11 protein-coding genes and 1 pseudogene are annotated in these 16143 nt (G+C 43.1%); 10 read left to right on the top strand and 2 right to left on the bottom strand.

The features are described 5' to 3' along the window. Positions 1-30: 30 nt before the first annotated feature. Together NSQ99_RS15545 and NSQ99_RS15540 are read right to left on the bottom strand one after the other, a co-directional pair. Positions 31-828, bottom strand: a pseudogene (locus NSQ99_RS15545) (IS3 family transposase); the annotation flags it as partial. Then, positions 783-1178 carry a helix-turn-helix domain-containing protein gene (locus NSQ99_RS15540; RefSeq protein WP_340837649.1) on the bottom strand — a complete coding sequence of 132 codons (396 nt, stop codon included), beginning with the start codon at positions 1176-1178 and terminating at the stop codon, positions 783-785. The gene NSQ99_RS15540 and the pseudogene NSQ99_RS15545, both read right to left, overlap by 46 nt. A gap of 654 nt (positions 1179-1832) precedes the next feature. On the opposite strand from NSQ99_RS15540, the gene NSQ99_RS15535 reads away from it, so the two are divergent. From NSQ99_RS15535 to NSQ99_RS15490, 10 genes are all read left to right on the top strand, one after another. Next, positions 1833-3227: an ABC transporter substrate-binding protein gene (locus NSQ99_RS15535; RefSeq protein ID WP_340838811.1), complete on the top strand. Its 1395-nt coding sequence runs from the start codon at positions 1833-1835 to the stop codon at positions 3225-3227. Between the two features lie 195 nt (positions 3228-3422). Beyond that, the gene (locus tag NSQ99_RS15530; RefSeq protein WP_340838810.1) at positions 3423-6206 is read left to right on the top strand and encodes an extracellular solute-binding protein; all 2784 of its coding nucleotides are present in this window, start codon (positions 3423-3425) and stop codon (positions 6204-6206) included. A 16-nt stretch (positions 6207-6222) separates the two neighbouring features. Further along, a complete protein-coding gene (locus NSQ99_RS15525) occupies positions 6223-7179 on the top strand; it encodes a carbohydrate ABC transporter permease (RefSeq protein WP_251666205.1) in 957 nt (318 codons plus the stop codon). A gap of 2 nt (positions 7180-7181) precedes the next feature. Next, positions 7182-8057, top strand: a complete 876-nt coding sequence (locus NSQ99_RS15520; RefSeq protein ID WP_251666204.1) for a carbohydrate ABC transporter permease — start codon at positions 7182-7184, stop codon at positions 8055-8057. Between the two features lie 14 nt (positions 8058-8071). Beyond that, positions 8072-9538 (top strand): NHL repeat-containing protein, encoded by a 1467-nt coding sequence (locus NSQ99_RS15515; protein WP_340837647.1) that lies wholly within the window; start codon positions 8072-8074, stop codon positions 9536-9538. Beyond that, positions 9522-10157 carry a YIP1 family protein gene (locus tag NSQ99_RS15510; RefSeq protein ID WP_340837645.1) on the top strand — a complete coding sequence of 212 codons (636 nt, stop codon included), beginning with the start codon at positions 9522-9524 and terminating at the stop codon, positions 10155-10157. Before NSQ99_RS15515 ends, NSQ99_RS15510 begins: the two co-directional genes overlap by 17 nt. 82 nt (positions 10158-10239) lie before the next feature. After that, entirely contained in the window at positions 10240-12801 is a 2562-nt protein-coding gene (locus NSQ99_RS15505) for a DUF5696 domain-containing protein (protein ID WP_340837643.1), read from the top strand. Further along, positions 12798-13712, top strand: a complete 915-nt coding sequence (locus NSQ99_RS15500) for a carbohydrate ABC transporter permease (protein WP_251666200.1) — start codon at positions 12798-12800, stop codon at positions 13710-13712. The genes NSQ99_RS15505 and NSQ99_RS15500 overlap by 4 nt, the downstream gene beginning before the upstream one ends. Positions 13713-13727: 15 nt before the next feature. Then, positions 13728-14675 carry a carbohydrate ABC transporter permease gene (locus NSQ99_RS15495; RefSeq protein WP_251666199.1) on the top strand — a complete coding sequence of 316 codons (948 nt, stop codon included), beginning with the start codon at positions 13728-13730 and terminating at the stop codon, positions 14673-14675. Between the two features lie 80 nt (positions 14676-14755). Further along, the gene (locus NSQ99_RS15490; protein WP_340837640.1) at positions 14756-16105 is read left to right on the top strand and encodes an endo-1,4-beta-xylanase; all 1350 of its coding nucleotides are present in this window, start codon (positions 14756-14758) and stop codon (positions 16103-16105) included. Positions 16106-16143 lie beyond the last annotated feature (38 nt).

Here is a 16143-nt window from a genome sequence, read left to right as displayed (position 1 = left end):
ACCCCAATTAGTAGACATTGAATAAAAACCCTACCCAACAAGCTGGTTCCGATATAAAACCGGGGCCAGCTTGTTGAGTTTTCTTTGTGGGCGACGATGGTTATAAAAATCGATGAATTCCTTAATTCTCATTTGTGCTTCCTCGATCGATCGAATATCATAAGGGTAGAGTCCTTCCGTTTTTAAATGCGAGAAGAAGCTCTCCATTGAGGCATTATCGTAACAATTGCCTCGGCGTGACATGCTGATTTGGGCGCCAACCTTTGGCAGCATGTCATGATAGTCGTAGGACGTGTATTGGAATCCCTGATCGCTATGAACGATCAGCCCATTCACGTCCTTCTCTTTTTCAAACGCCTGAGCGAACGTCTGAAGCACAAGCTGCTTGTCGTTACGCAGGCTCATGTGGTAAGCAACGATCTCATTGTTGTACAAGTCTTTAATCGCAGAGAGGTATAGCCATACCTCTCCAACTCGATATTGCGTGATATCCGTTACCCACTTCTCGTTAGGTTTCTCCGCTAGAAACTTTCGCTCTAATACGTTTTTCACTACTCGATCACCAATATTCCATACTCGATTATTTCGGTATTTACGCCTAATCCTAGCGCGTAGTCCCATCTCCTGCATCAAACGAAGCACTTTCTTGTGATTAATCCAAAGTCCGTGATCTTGCAGCAGAAACAGTTGAATCTGGCGGTAGCCATAGACCTTATTGTAACGTTCAAAAGTCGTACGAATAATTTCTTTTGTAATCTGATCTTTATCTACTTTCTTACGCTTCAAATAGGCGTAGAACCCACTTCTGGAGATTCCGATCTCCCTACATAAGGCTGTAACGGTATAATCTCCCCGGAGCTCTTCAACGAGCCGCTGCTTCTCTGGTACACCTCCGCCTTCGTAATTTCCAACCACTTTTTTAGGACAGCATTCTCCATTTCTAAGCGTCTGACGTAGCGATTTTCATCGACATATTCCTTCCGACGTCCACGGGAATCCATTAACCCAAACTCTCCCATTTGGTTATAGCGACGCATCCATACTTTTAGTCTGTCAATATCCACGATCCCAAGCTCCTCAGCCACTTTAGCCTTTGTCATTCCTTGAAGTCGCATTTCAATTGCCTTCTTCTTTGTCTCGAAACTGTATGTCACAAACTTTTGCCCTTTCTTTGCCATAACGAAAAGCACCCCCTATAGTTGTACATCGGTTCAAACACCAGGGTGTTTTTACAATGTCTACTATAAGGGGTGCACTTCATTTCGCAGTAGGGAGGGTTTTGTAGTTAGAGGAAAACAAAGCTTCCAGTAATCGCCCACAAAGCTCCAGCGTAGTCCATATAATCACTAAGGCGACCACCTTCCGCAGGAAGGTACGAGCGTAGTGAATATGTGGCGAAGCATGAGGATGCCGACGAATACTCCTCGTAGAAACTTGAAGATGCTCCAAGCGGAGTCAATATATTCACTAAAAGCGACCCTCATTCCGTAGGAATGTTCGAGCGTTAGAGAATATATGGCGGAGCGTGAAATACCCACGAATTCTCCTCGTAGAATCTTGAAGAAGCCCCAGCGTAGTCACATATTCACTAAAAGCGCCCTCCTGCCGCAGGAAGGTTCGAGCGTTAGAGTATATGGCGGAGCCCTATCCCGTTGTTTGGATACGATGCAAATCTTTACTTGTTGGCTTTTTGGCGAAGGCTGCCAAACCGCATGAAATAAAGGAATCTATAATTAGTCAGGTAGTAAAACTACATAAAGTAAGGTTGTTGATGCAGTAATGTAAGCGCTACACTTTCTGTGTAAACAACAATCTTTTAGGGGGAAAACATGATGCGCATGAAAAAATCGATGCTATTAACAATCTGTTTAGTCTTTATGCTTGTGCTGGCTGCATGCAGTAGTAATTCTACAACAAACACGCCAGCAAACGGAGGGAATACCTCCACTAATGAGCCTGCTGTAACAGAAAGCGCTGATCCAGTAGAAGAGGAAGAAGAGGAAGTCGTTGAAGGCAATCCTAATGCAACACCAGAAATGGATTTTGATTTAGGCGGACGTACAATTAAAGTCGTTTCTTGGTGGGATATGACAATTCCAGAGGACAATCCCGACAACATCCAACGCAAAGCTAACTTGGATGCTTTAATGGAGAAGCATAACTTTAACATAGAGTACATCGCTATTGACTATGGCGAGTATCAAACAAAGGTTGTTGCTTCTTTAATGGCAGGCGAACCAATTGGAGATATCGTACGACTAGGTAAAACGTACACCGTTCCAACGCTAGTTAAACAAGACCTATTATGGCCTCTTGATGACTATGTGAAAAACGATAACGCATTTAACCAAAAAGTTACCAAAGAGCTGTATACGTATGAAGGTAAAGGCTATGGATTCACTGATGACAAAGCAAACCACACAACTGGCGTCTTTTATAATCGCACACTTATGAATCAGCTTGGCTTAAAGCCACTGCAGGAATATGTGAACGAAGATAATTGGAACTGGGAATCGTTTATTCAAGTAGCTAAGGAAGCTAATAAGGATACAAACAATGACGGTAAATTAGACACTTGGGGGCTTGCAAATCGTGGGTTGCTTGAGCAAGCGCTTTACTCCAATAATGCAGCTCTTACTTTAGGCAACAATCAAAACCTAGAAGATCCAAAAACACTAGAAGCATTAAATTTTGTTTCTAGACTAGCAACAGAACAAGTATCTAGACCTACAGAAGGCGGCGATTGGACAGAGCCAAGCCAGTTTTTCCGTCAAGGCAATACATTGATGTATGTAGGTGCGATGTACGAGGTAAGCGGTATTAAAACAGATATGGCCGATTACGATATTGGCTTTGTTCCACTACCGAAAGGACCTAGTGCTACGGAATATCACTCTGGTGAAGCGTTGTTCCAGGCATTAACGATTCCTAAAACAGTAGAAAACCCAGAGCAGCTCATGTACATCTGGGAAAAAATCAATGACATTGAATCAATGTACGATTACCCATCACAAGCTTCCTTTGAAAGTAATTTCGATAATGAAGATGATATCAACAATGCAATCCAAGCACAGGCTGGTTTGCTAGTACTAGATCATAACACTTTCCCGTCCTTGCCTTATTGGGATTTTGAAGCTGAGTTAACGTCCGGCACTTCGGTATCGACAGTTGTCGAGTCTTATAAAGCTCCATTCCAAGCAGCAATTGACGAGATTTACGGTCAATAATAGTTTACTTAGTCCCCCATTTAAATGATTTAACTGGGGGACTCTAATTGATGATGTAGCTCTTGCAAGGAGGGAAGAAAGTTGAAAAAAAGTATAAAGAACTACGTGATTATCTTCCTAGTTCTTGCCTTAATCATTACGTCCATCGCAGTGTTTGCTCCTTCCCGTTCTTCGAATACACAGCTGGCACTAGCTATGAGTGACTTTGTGGCAGTTACTGACGACAGTGATGAGAACGACTATGCGCATTACTTGCAGCGCTATGAAGCCGCTAAACGTCCTGAGCAAGCTATACGTATAGAAGGCGAGCAATACTCGAAAGTAGAAGGGACTGGCTTCGAAGTTGTCGATCAATATGAAGGCTTAGCAGGTAAGGCTGTAATAACTCCTGAGACAGGAGAAATTAGCTGGGATGTTAATCTTCCATCAGCAGGATTGTACAACATTCGTGTTCATTATTACCCGATCGAAGGAAAAAGCTCTGCCATTGAGCGAGAGTTTCTAATAAACGGAGAAATTCCTTTTAGAGGCGCGGATATTTTGCTGTTTAACCGTATATGGGCCAATGCAAGCGATGAAGTGAGGCAGGATGATCGCGGCAATGATTTGCGCCCGAGACAAATTGAGAAGCCGTCCTGGCAGCTCAAGTCCTTTATTGATGGTGATGGATACTATGAGGATCCATATTCTTTTTATTTTGAAAAAGGACAGCAGACGATAACGTTGCGAGCTCTAAGAGAGCCAATGGCAATTGATTATATTGAATTGTATCAAGAGAAGGAGCTGCTAAGCTACGAGCAGCTAAAACAGCAATATGAAGCAGAACAAACTCCGGAGGCATCTAATCAGATCAAGATCATTCAAGCTGAACATGCAACATCGAAATCATCACCGACGCTTTATGCCTTAACGGATCGTTCGAGCCCATCCGTAGAACCGTACCATGTATCTAAACTGCGCATCAACACAATTGGTGGATTGAACTGGAGACTTCCGGGTCAATGGATCGAGTGGGAGTTCGAGGTTGAAGAGGATGGTTTATATCAAATCGCACTTAAGCGTAAGCAGGATCAATTAAGAGGCGTATACTCCACGCGCAGCCTAATGATTGATGGCGAATATCCATTTGAAGAAATGAAGCGTATTCGCTTCAACTACAACACAGAATGGCAGATGGATGTGCTTGGTGAGGATGAGCCATATCTATTTTACTTAACAAAGGGCAAGCATAATATTCGCTTAGCCGTATCTCTTGGTGATATTGCACCATTGCTGCGCACGATTGAATCTAGCGTTCTGCAGCTGAATGAAATGTACCGCAAAATATTGATGATTACGTCAAATACACCTGACCCGTATCGTGATTATCAGCTTGAAAAACGTATTCCTGACCTCATAGAGGTTTTATCTGAACAAGCAGAAACGGTTGATAGTGTAGCCAAATATCTTGAGGATATGACAGGAGAACGTAGTGATAAAGTAGCTGCACTTCACTCTTTAGTTGTTCAATTAAAAGATATGATAGAGTACCCAGAAACGATTGCTAAACGCTTAAGAACGTTTAAGCTCAACGTTGGTAGCTTAGGTACGTGGATTCTGCAAGTACAGGAACAGCCTTTAACGTTGGATTACCTCGTCGTTGCTTCACCTGATCAGGATCTTCCTAAAGCCGATGCAAATATGTTCCGTGAGCTGCAGCACGAGCTAGGCGCGCTAGTAGCCTCATACACAGAGGATTATGACAGCATCGGTAACATTACGGAGAATCAGCGCTCAATTACGGTGTGGATAACGACTGGTCGAGATCAGGCTCAAGTATTGAAAAATCTAATCGACGATTCATTTACCCCAGATACGGATATATCAGTACAACTCAGACTAGTACCAGGCAATATTCTACTGCCTGCAACTCTAGCGAATGAAGGACCAGATGTGGCATTGCAGGTTGGCGAGGATGTGCCTATAAACTATGCGATGAGAAATGCGGCTGCTGATCTGACGCAATTCCCAGATTATGAATCCGTTCTTTCACGCTTCCGTCAAAGTGGTGTCGTACCATATCAGTACAACGGAGGAATTTACGGGCTGCCAGAGCAGCAAACGTTCCCAATGCTGTTCTATCGCAAAGACATATTAGAAGAGCTAGAGCTGGAAGTACCAAAAACATGGCAGGACATCTATAACATGATTTCCGTTCTGCAAAAGCACAATATGGAGTTTTGGCTGCCGCTGGAAACGCCTACGAATAACGTGAATCTAGTGCCGAATGCAACATTTGCCATGCTTCTCTATCAGAACGGTGGAGAGTTCTACCGGGATAATGATAAGAAAAGTGCACTCGATTCCGAAACATCGATGGAGATGTTTAAGCGCTGGACACAGTTTTATACAAACTATAAATTCCCGCTTATAGCTGATTTCCCTAACCGTTTTCGTACAGGAGAAATGCCAATCGGAATTGCCGATTATACAACGTACAATATGCTGACTGTTATGGCGCCTGAGATTAGAGGATTGTGGGACTTCACGATGGTTCCAGGCACAGAGCAAGCCGATGGTACGATTAACCATCAAGTGGCCAGCTCAACGACGGCAGTCATGATGCTAGAAAACGCAGAGGATAAAGAGGCTGCATGGGAATTTATGAAATGGTGGACATCGAAAGATATCCAAATTCAATATGGTCGTGAGATGGAAGGTCTGATGGGGGAAGCGGCTCGCTATCCAACAGCTAACATTGAGGCACTAGAGGAGCTGCCGTGGCCAGTAAAAGATTACAACAATCTGGAAAGTCAATGGCAGTGGGTGGAAGGGATTCCACAGGTGCCAGGTGGCTACTTTACTGGACGACACTTAGATAATGCGTTCAGAAAAGTTGTAAATGGCAACGAAAATCCTCGTGAAGCACTATCTGACTACATTCTATATATCAATGACGAAATAGAGATTAAACGGAAAGAGTTCAATTTACCTTATTAGTTGGAGGTGGAAGCCGATGCAAACGGAAACGTCGAAACAAACGGTACAGGGCTCCATCCGACCGGTGAAATCATCAAAAATGTCTCAAATACTAAGTGAGCTGAAAAAGAATAAGCACTATTACTTTTTGATGAGTCCGTACATGATCATATTTTTTACCTTTACCGTCATACCTGTTGTATTTTCTTTACTGCTTAGCTTTTTCTATTTCAACATGCTGGAGTTCCCGCGATTTGTTGGATGGCAAAATTATTCGCGATTATTTCTAAATGATGATGTATTTATGATCGCGCTGAAAAATACCTTCCTATTCGCAGTCGTCACGGGTCCGCTCAGCTACATTGCCTGCTTTATTTTTGCCTGGATTATCAATGAGCTGTCCCCTAAGGTCAGGGCGTTTATGACGCTTGTATTCTATGCCCCTTCGATTTCAGGAAATGTATTCTTCATCTGGCTTATCGTTTTCTCGGGCGACAGCTACGGCTACTTGAATGGCTTTTTAATGAAGGTGGGCTTTATTCTTGAGCCCATCCAGTGGCTTCAGGATGAAAAGTATATTTTGCCAATTGTAATGATTGTACAGCTATGGCTGAGTCTTGGAACAAGCTTCCTTGCCTTTATTGCCGGACTACAGACGATTGATCGCTCGCTTATTGAAGCGGCAGCAGTTGATGGCATTCGCAACAGATGGCAGGAGCTATGGTTCATTACACTTCCATCCATGAGACCACAGCTTATGTTCGGTGCGGTTATGCAGATCACAGCCTCGTTCGCAGTAGCGGATATATCGATAGCGCTGGCAGGTTTTCCGAGCGTTAACTATGCCGCACATACAATCGTAACTCACTTGATGGATTACGGTACGATTCGCTTTGAGATGGGCTATGCTTCAGCTATTGCAACGGTACTGTTCGGCATTATGATCGGAACAAATCTATTAACGCAGAAGCTGCTAAGAAAGGTGGGTGAGTAACGGTGGGATTAAAATTGATTGCTTCCTTGCGGGCGCCTAGAAAGCTGAATCGCTCGTTCACGGTCAGTTTCTTGCTGTTCGTGCTCCTTGCCTTGTTCGGATCGTTTATGGCATTACCACTGATTTATGCGATTAATAACGCATTTAAGCCGTTAGATGAATTGTTTATATTTCCACCACGGTTTTTCGTTAAAAATCCGACGTTCGACAATTTCTTTGATCTTGTAGCCATTATGGGGAATTCTTGGGTCCCGCTATCTCGCTATATTACGAATACGCTGCTCATTACGCTTATCGGTACTGCAGGGCATATTATCTTCGCCTCTGCTGCAGCGTATCCACTAGCGAAGTACAGATTTTTAGGCTCTAAGTCGCTATTTTCAATTGTCGTATTAGCGTTAATGTTCTCCGGTCACGTTACAGCAACACCAAACTATATGGTGATGTCATGGCTAGGTTGGATTAACACGCATGCTTCAATTATTGTCCCTGCGCTAGCATTTCCACTAGGACTGTTTCTAATGAAGCAGTTTATGGAGCAAATTCCGGATGCACTGCTTGAAGCAGCAAAAATTGACGGTGCCAATGAATACCGTATTTACTGGACTATTGTTATGCCGAACGTTAAGCCGGCTTGGTTAACGTTGTTAATTCTACAGTTTCCAGCGCTTTGGGGAACGGACGGAGGAAGCTTTATTTATAGCGAGAATCTGAAGACGCTCCACTATGCACTCGGGCAAATTGTGCAGGGCGGTATTGCTCGAGCCGGTGTCGGAGCAGCAGTTGCGCTAATATTGATGATTGTTCCAATTACGCTTTTTGTCATCTCACAAAGCTCTGTCATTCAAACAATGGCAACTTCTGGAATGAAAGAGTAGAGGGGGGCACAATCATGACATCGAATCGTAAACGCAAGCTCGTCATCATGCTTGTTCTAAGTGTGGCGCTGCTGCTTAGCCCAATCACTGGCACTGCAACTGTTCAAGCAGAGGGTGCTTCCAATTCTTATAACTATTCGTTTTGGGGAAACACTGTTGTTTCGCCAGATGCTTATGACGCAACGAAGCTGCTTACAGGCCATAATCTAGGAGTTGGCAGCTTAAAGGATCCAAGCGATCTGCATGTTACGGCGGACGGTCACATTTATGTGCTGGATTCAGGCAACAACCGTATTATCGTGCTTGATGATAAGTTTAAGCTGCTTCACATCATTGATAGCTTTGAACATGCAGGTCAGCAGGATACGTTTGCATCTCCACAAGGTATCTTTGTTACAGAGCATAATCAGCTTTACATTGCAGATACAGGCAATAAGCGAGTTGTCCACCTTGACGAGCAGCGGCAGCTTGTACAGATCGTGGACTCTCCGCAATCTGAACTGCTGCAGGCCAACTTTGAGTTTAAGCCTGTACGTGTCGTTGTAGATAAGGCGAATCGTATATATGTGATGGCAACCGGTGTATTTGATGGTTTTATGGAGTTTAATGCTAACGGTGAATTTACAACGTTTATCGGAGCCAACCGTGTGAATGTCGATCCGCTCGAATATTTATGGAAAACGCTATCTACACGAGAACAACGGAGTCAAATGGTTCAGTTTACACCTACTGAATTCACTAATCTCGATATTAATGATGAAGGCTTTATTTATGCAACGAACGGTGATCAATGGGGCGATAACATCAAAAAGCTGAATGCTCAGGGCACCGATATTTTACGAAGAGAAGGCTACTTTAATCCAACGGGAGATATACGCTATAGAGTAACGGATGGGCCATCCCGTATGATCGATATCGATGTTACCGATAGCGAAATTTATTCCGTGCTAGATTCTAAGCGTGGGCGTATCTTCACCTACAACGGCGATGGACACTTAATGTATGTATTTGGGGGTCTCGGCAATCAGCTTGGAAAGTTTACAACCCCAGTTGCTATCGAGCGAGTTGGTGATCAGATGCTTGTGCTCGATAAAGCGCTGGGTGAAATTACAGTGTTCGAGACAACAGCATATGGAAGAACGCTGAATGAAGCGGTTCGCAGCTACTATCGTGGTGATGAAGAAGCAGCCTTTCAGCGCTATTTAGAAACGATTAATATGAATGCCAATCTTGAATTCGCATACTCAGGAATTGGAAAGGCGCTGCTGCGTCAGGGCAATTACGGAGAAGCGATGAAATACTTTAAGGAAAGCTACGATAACAAAGGATACTCTAAAGCCTTTTTACTGCACCGTAAAGAGATTCTACGATCGTATTTCCCAACCATTATGACAATACTCGTTACTTTACTGCTTGCTATTTTTGTATGGAGAAAAGTTCGGAAGTGGAAGGGAGGAAAAAAGATTGTCACCATCGAGTAAAGAACTGATCAAATATCCTTTTTATCTTATTGTCCATCCCTTTAATGGCTATTGGGAGCTTAAATATGAGCGCAGTAATAAATGGAATGTAATCATCTCATTTGTCATATTGTTTCTGCTTGCGTTGACGAATATTTTGCATTCACAATACGCTGGATTTCTCGTCAACATCTACAATCCAAAAGAGATGAACAGCTTAATGGAATTTCTATACGTCATTGTGCCGGTGCTGTTCTGGTGTATCGCAAACTGGTCGCTGACGACGCTAATGGACGGTGAGGGGAAATTCGTTGAGATTTTTAATTCAACCTGTTTTGCGCTCATTCCATTAGTCGTTATTAATTTTCCGTGGATATGGTTAAGCAATGTGGTTGCGCTAGAAGAGACGACCTTCTATTATTTCTCAAGCAGCTTTGCAGTGATATGGTTTGTATTTTTACTTTTTGTCGGTAATATGACGGTGCATCAATATACACCACTAAAAACAATTTTTACGATGCTGCTAACTTTATTGGCCATCGGTTTTATGGCATTCCTTTGCCTGCTTTTTTTCAGTCTTGTACAGCAAATCATTTCTTTCATATCCGTCATCTATCAAGAAATGGTCATGAGAGGCTGAGGGAGCACAGGCTTTCGACGTACTTATCATGTACAAGAAGCGTCCCTAGCTACATATCATGAAAAGGTTGAGGAGGATAGAAATGAGATTAGCAAAGAAGTGGATAAGTTTCATCATAGCCGTTGTGCTTATTGCTGGTTGCACGAATGTCCAGCCATCAAACCAAGCTAATGTAGAACCAGATGTGGGGCAAATAAGCACTGAAACAGTCAAATTAGAAGGTATGAAGCCTGTTCGCGCAGCATTTACAAGTACAGCTGTACCTAACATGAAAGGAATGCTGGAAAATGATCAGCTGCAATTGTTTGTGCATGAGGAGACGGGTGAAATAGCAATTGTTCAAAAAAAGAGCGGAGAAGTTTGGTACAGCAACCCATTAGAAAGAGATTCAGATCCGATAGCAGCGGGTGTGAATAAGGATATGCTGTCAGCTCAGCTAAAGCTTGATTTTTATAACTCCTTCGGTCAGATTAACACGATCAATTCCTATACCGACAGCGCTGCTCACAAGCAATTGACGGTTGAGGAGAGCGACAATGGCATTCGAGTAACCTATCAATTCGGCACATCGAAGCGTTCAGCTGAAGACTTGCCCTTGAAGCTGAGCAAAGCTAGATTTGAAGAGTTAAAGGGTGAGATGGATAAAGCAGGGCAGCGAGCACTATTAATTGCTTATAAGGAGAATAAAGATACGGAAACTTATGAGCGAAACGATAGTGCCCTTCAAGGTCTACAGCTAGATCGTGCGCTGCAGGCGTTTGATGCAATTGGATATACAGAAGAAGATTTGATGCAGGACGCTCAGGAGCATAACTCAACGCAAGCGAAGCCAGAGCCGAGAATTTTCCAGGCAGTTATTGAATACTCGCTTGATGGAGAAAGCTTAATCGCAACTGTCCCTGTAGCGGATATACAATACCCAGAAGCCTATCCTGTCAATATGATCTCCATGCTTAGTTTTTTTGGAGCTGCTGATTCTGAAGAAGCTGGATCGATTTTTGTTCCGGATGGCTCAGGTGCGTTAATTCATTTCAATAATGGTAAAACAAAATATCCAGCTTATCAGCAGTCCGTCTATGGTCTTGATATGACGATGGAGATGACGGAGGATGCGAATCAGGAGCAGAAAATTAGGCTGCCTGTATTCGGTATGATTCGGAATAACGGCGCATTTGTAGCCATTATTGAAGAAGGGGCTTCCGCTGCAACGATTAACGCAGACGTGAGTGGTAGATTGAATAGCTACAACTATGTATACCCAAGCTTCTATGTTATTAACAAAGGTGATGTCACGCTTGACGCGAACGGACAACGTCGTTCCTTGCCGAAGTTTCAGGAGCAGCCGATGTCTACAGATTACACGGTACGTTATACGTTCCTTGGAAAAGACCAGGCTTCGTATTCTGACATGGCTCAATATTATCAGCAATATTTGCAGGAGCGAAGCGGCTTGCCGCAGCCTTCAAGCGAGACACAGTCAGCAAGCACATTTTATTTGGAGCTCATCGGCAGTATAACAAAGCTGAACCATTTCGCAGGTATCCCGTACGAGGCGCTTGAGCCGCTAACGACCTTTGAGCAAGCTAAGGATATGATTACACAGCTCGAGCAACGGAATATTACTGAGCTCGCTGTCAAATATGCTGGCTGGTTTAATGGCGGATTAGATCATAAAGTACCTTCTAAAGTATCCGTTGATAAAGGGATAGGCGGAAGTAAAGGATTAAACAGCTTTGTAGCATTCACGAAAGAAAAGAACATCGCTTTATTTCCTGAAGCTTCGCTGCTTATGGCCAATTCCAGCAAAGGCTTTAATGAAAGAGTAAGAGCATCACGTACGCTAAGAGAAATACCAGCAATGCTATATCCGGTTGATTTGGCACTTAACCGTCGAGATCGTGAGAAATCTCCTTCTTATATCGTGTCGCCTCGCTATGTGGAGGGCTACACTGAATCGTTGCTGAAGGGATTAACGAAATACGATACGGGAGGCATTGCTTTAAGAGACTTAGCAGATATGCTGAACAGCGACTTTTTGAAAAACAAACAAATTGATCGTGAGCAATCTGAGCAAATCTCCGTCCAAGCGCTGCAGATGATTCAGCAGCAAAACCTAGAAATGCTTGCAGATGGCGGTAATGCTTACGCTTTGCCATACGTTACGCATGTAACCAACGCGCCAATGTCGAGCAGTAAGTTTAAAATTGAGGATGAATCGATTCCATTCTATCAGATGGTTATTCGAGGATTTATCGATTACACGGGTTCGCCGTATAATTTATCTACCTATACAGATGAGCGAAAATACGTGCTGAAGACATTGGAATATGGTTCAAACACTTATTTCAAATGGATCTATGAGCCGAACTACTCTGTAAAGGATACCGATCAAAATGATCTGTTTGCTGTTAATTATGAGATATGGCTAGATCAGGCAGAAGCGATCTATAGCGAGGTTAATGACTTCTTGCAGCAAGTTAGCTCTAAACGAATCAGCAAGCATGAAAAATTAAGCGAAGAAGTGTATAAAACAACCTATGAAAATGGCATATATGTCATCGTCAATTATAGTGATACGAAGGTGACGGTTGATGGTGTAACTATCGATGCCGTGGGCTATGTAACAGGTGGTGAGCAATCATGAAAACTGGACTGAAGCTTGGCATAAAGCAACGTACGTATACGCAGCAAAAAGCGATGTGGGGATTTCTTTATGTCCTGCCTTGGCTGCTTGGTTTTATCTTTTTCTTTCTCATTCCTTTCATCTCATCGCTACGCTACAGCTTTAGTAAGATTACAGCGAATGCACAGGGAATGATCATTGAGTGGATAGGCTTCAATAACTATGTTGAAGCACTAACGATCAATACCAGCTTTAACCGTACATTGACCGAATCCATCATTAATATGGTTGTCAACGTACCGCTTATCGTTGTATTCAGTTTATTTTTGGCCGTACTGCTTAATCAAAAGTTTTTCGGCCGTTCGCTCGCTCGAGCAGTATTTTTCTTGCCCGTTATATTAGCCTCTGGTGTTATTCTATCACTTGAGAGCACGAGCTTAATCCAAGCTGTAAATGAACAGAATGCTGGCAGCTCAGGTGTTATCAATGCGTTCAGCAGCTTTGAGCTTCAGCGTCTCATGCTGGAAGCAGGCGTTAGCGAAACAATCGTGCTTTATTTAACGGGAGCGGTTGATCGCATCTATGAAATCGTAAGCTTATCCGGAGTGCAAATTCTTATATTTCTCGCAGGTATTCAGACGATTTCTCCGCAGCTGTATGAGGCATCGAAGATGGAAGGTGCAACAGGCTATGAAGCATTTTGGAAAATTACATTTCCAATGGTAAGTCCACTCATTCTAGTTAATGTGGTATATACAATCATCGATTCGTTTTCACGCAATGCACTGACGGATTTGATTCGTGAGACTGGATTTACTAAGTTTAATTTTGGCTTGAGCTCTGCAATGGCATGGATTTATTTCCTGTGCATCGCTATCATACTGATAATTAGTACATCCATTATCTCAAGAAAAGTATTCTATCACGAATAGAAGGAGGTGCGGAGCTTGATTCGATCAAAATGGTTATCCTTTGAAAACTGGAAGAAGTGGCTATGGTCCTTCGTAAGGTACATTCTCATTCTCGGCTTAGCATTCGTAATTTTGTACCCGATACTGCAAAAAATATCAACTGCAATTAAGGACAAGTCGGATCTTTACTCACCAATTGTTGTATGGATCCCACAAAATTACTCGCTTAATAACTTTCTTCAGGTCATTAACATTATGGATTATTGGGAGACGCTGCTTAATACGTTTTCCTTGTCCGCGATGACAACGATTCTAACAGCGATATCCTGTGCACTGGCTGGCTACGGCTTTGCACGTCTCAAATTCAGAGGAAGCAATTTGTTGTTTGCTGGTGTAATGCTGACGATTCTCGTTCCACCTACAACGATCTTGATTCCGATGTATATGAACTTAAAGGACTTTACATTGCTTGGTCTTATTCCGCTAATTACTGGGAAGCCCGTAAATCTACTGAATTCGTACTGGCCGTTTATATTAACATCACTAACCGCGAGCTCACTGAAGGCAGGCTTATACATCTTTATATTTAGGCAATTTTTTAGAGGGGTGCCTAAGGAAGTTGAAGAAGCCGCTTACATTGATGGAGCTGGTATCGGTAAAACCTTTATGGGCATTATGCTGCCTAATGCAATCCCTGCCATCATTACAGTGACATTATTCTCCTTCGTATGGCAATGGAATGATAGCTTTTATACGACGACTTATTTGACCTCAAGTAAAGTAATGTCGACTCAGCTGTCGTCACTGCCGTACAACTTAGCCGTCCAACTGGATGGAGGAGATGCGTCACAGGCAGATCCGTTTTATTTAAGTATGGTACAGGATACAGGGATACTAATGGCGATACTGCCGCTCATCATCATTTACTTATTCGTACAGCGTTACTTTGTCGAAAGTATTGAGCGTACGGGTATTGTCGGCTAAGCCTATTGAGTTTAATAGTACTATGAAACGCCAAGTGAGGATCCGTAGAAATTATGCGGTTCACGCTAGGCGTTTCTAATTTGCAGGAAAGGCAGGGTAATCTATTGAATATAAAAATCAAGAAAAATCATGTCTTGATACTAGCGGTTTCTGTACTTATAGTTGTGGCAACGATTTTTATTATTACAGTGAGTAAGGATAGCAAGCAAGAATCGAAAACGAATGATGCAATTAATATAGCAGCTGAGTCTGGCGATATCGCTCAGGAGCTTGAAGCAATAGATGATGTAAGTGAGGAGGGGCCAGAGGAAAGCACACCGGCTGTAGAGCCGGAAGCTACGCCAGCACCAGAGCCAACAGTAGCACCAGAACCATCCGTTGAAGCTGATATACCTTCGCTGCACGAGGTATTTGCAGATTATTTTCCAATCGGTGCTGCAATTGAGCCTTTCCAAACAAGTGGTCTGAAGGCTGAATTGCTCAAGAAGCATGTCAATATGCTTGTTGCTGAAAATGTGATGAAGCCCGATGCGATTCATCCTAGTGAAGACAACTATAATTGGACAGCAGCGGATCAGCTTGTTGCATTTGCTAAAGAAAACAACATGCAGCTACGCTTTCACACCTTAGTATGGCACAGTCAGGTTGGAGATTGGTTCTTTAAGGATCTAGATGGCAAGCCGATGGTGGACGAAACGGACCCTAAGAAGCAGGAGGCGAATAAAAAGCTGCTGCTCGAACGTCTTGATTCGCATGTACGCACGATTGTAAGCCGCTACAAGGACGATATTGTGTCATGGGATGTAGTGAATGAGGTTATCGAGCCGAATGATCCTGATGGCATGCGTGCTAGTCCATGGTACATCATTACAGGTACCGATTATATTGAGACCGCTTTCCGCGCTGCACGAGAAGCCGGTGGAGAACAAATTAAGCTGTATATTAACGATTATGGCACAGATGGTGCAGCGAAGCGTGAGCGTCTGTATAAGCTGGTGCAGGAAATGCTTGATAAAGGAGTACCGATTGATGGTGTCGGTCACCAAACCCATATTAGCATTCCTTGGCCTCCAACTGCGATGATCATTGAATCAATGAAGCGATTTGCGGAACTAGGACTCGATAATATTGTGACTGAGCTTGATATGAGCTTATATGCATGGGATGATCGCAGTGATTACGGCGATAGCATACCTGAGGAAGTGTTGATGAAGCAAGCAGATCGATATCGCGAGCTATTCGAAGCGTTCAAGGAAAATAAAGATATCATTAGCGAGGTCGTGTTATGGGGAATTGCAGACGACCATACGTGGCTAAGCGGTTTTCCTATAAATCGAACAGAAGCTCCTTTACTGTTCGACAAGCAGCTGCATGCTAAGCCTGCATTCTGGGCAATTGTAGACCCAGATAAGCTCGAGAGCAAGGAATAGTCTTAGAAGATAAGCAGCAGATGAATAATTAAATCTGC

It is taken from the genome of Paenibacillus sp. FSL W7-1287 (genome assembly GCF_038004245.1).
GTDB lineage: Bacteria > Bacillota > Bacilli > Paenibacillales > Paenibacillaceae > Pristimantibacillus > Pristimantibacillus camelliae.
This window is presented reverse-complemented; position numbering and strand designations above follow the sequence as displayed.

Coding starts and splice junctions, on each gene's coding strand:
- NSQ99_RS15540 (WP_340837649.1), bottom strand. CDS start 1,178: ATGGCAAAGAAAGGGCAAAAGTTTGTGACATACAGTTTCGAGACAAAG.
- NSQ99_RS15535 (WP_340838811.1), top strand. CDS start 1,833: ATGCGCATGAAAAAATCGATGCTATTAACAATCTGTTTAGTCTTTATG.
- NSQ99_RS15530 (WP_340838810.1), top strand. CDS start 3,423: ATGAGTGACTTTGTGGCAGTTACTGACGACAGTGATGAGAACGACTAT.
- NSQ99_RS15525 (WP_251666205.1), top strand. CDS start 6,223: ATGCAAACGGAAACGTCGAAACAAACGGTACAGGGCTCCATCCGACCG.
- NSQ99_RS15515 (WP_340837647.1), top strand. CDS start 8,072: ATGACATCGAATCGTAAACGCAAGCTCGTCATCATGCTTGTTCTAAGT.
- NSQ99_RS15505 (WP_340837643.1), top strand. CDS start 10,240: ATGAGATTAGCAAAGAAGTGGATAAGTTTCATCATAGCCGTTGTGCTT.
- NSQ99_RS15500 (WP_251666200.1), top strand. CDS start 12,798: ATGAAAACTGGACTGAAGCTTGGCATAAAGCAACGTACGTATACGCAG.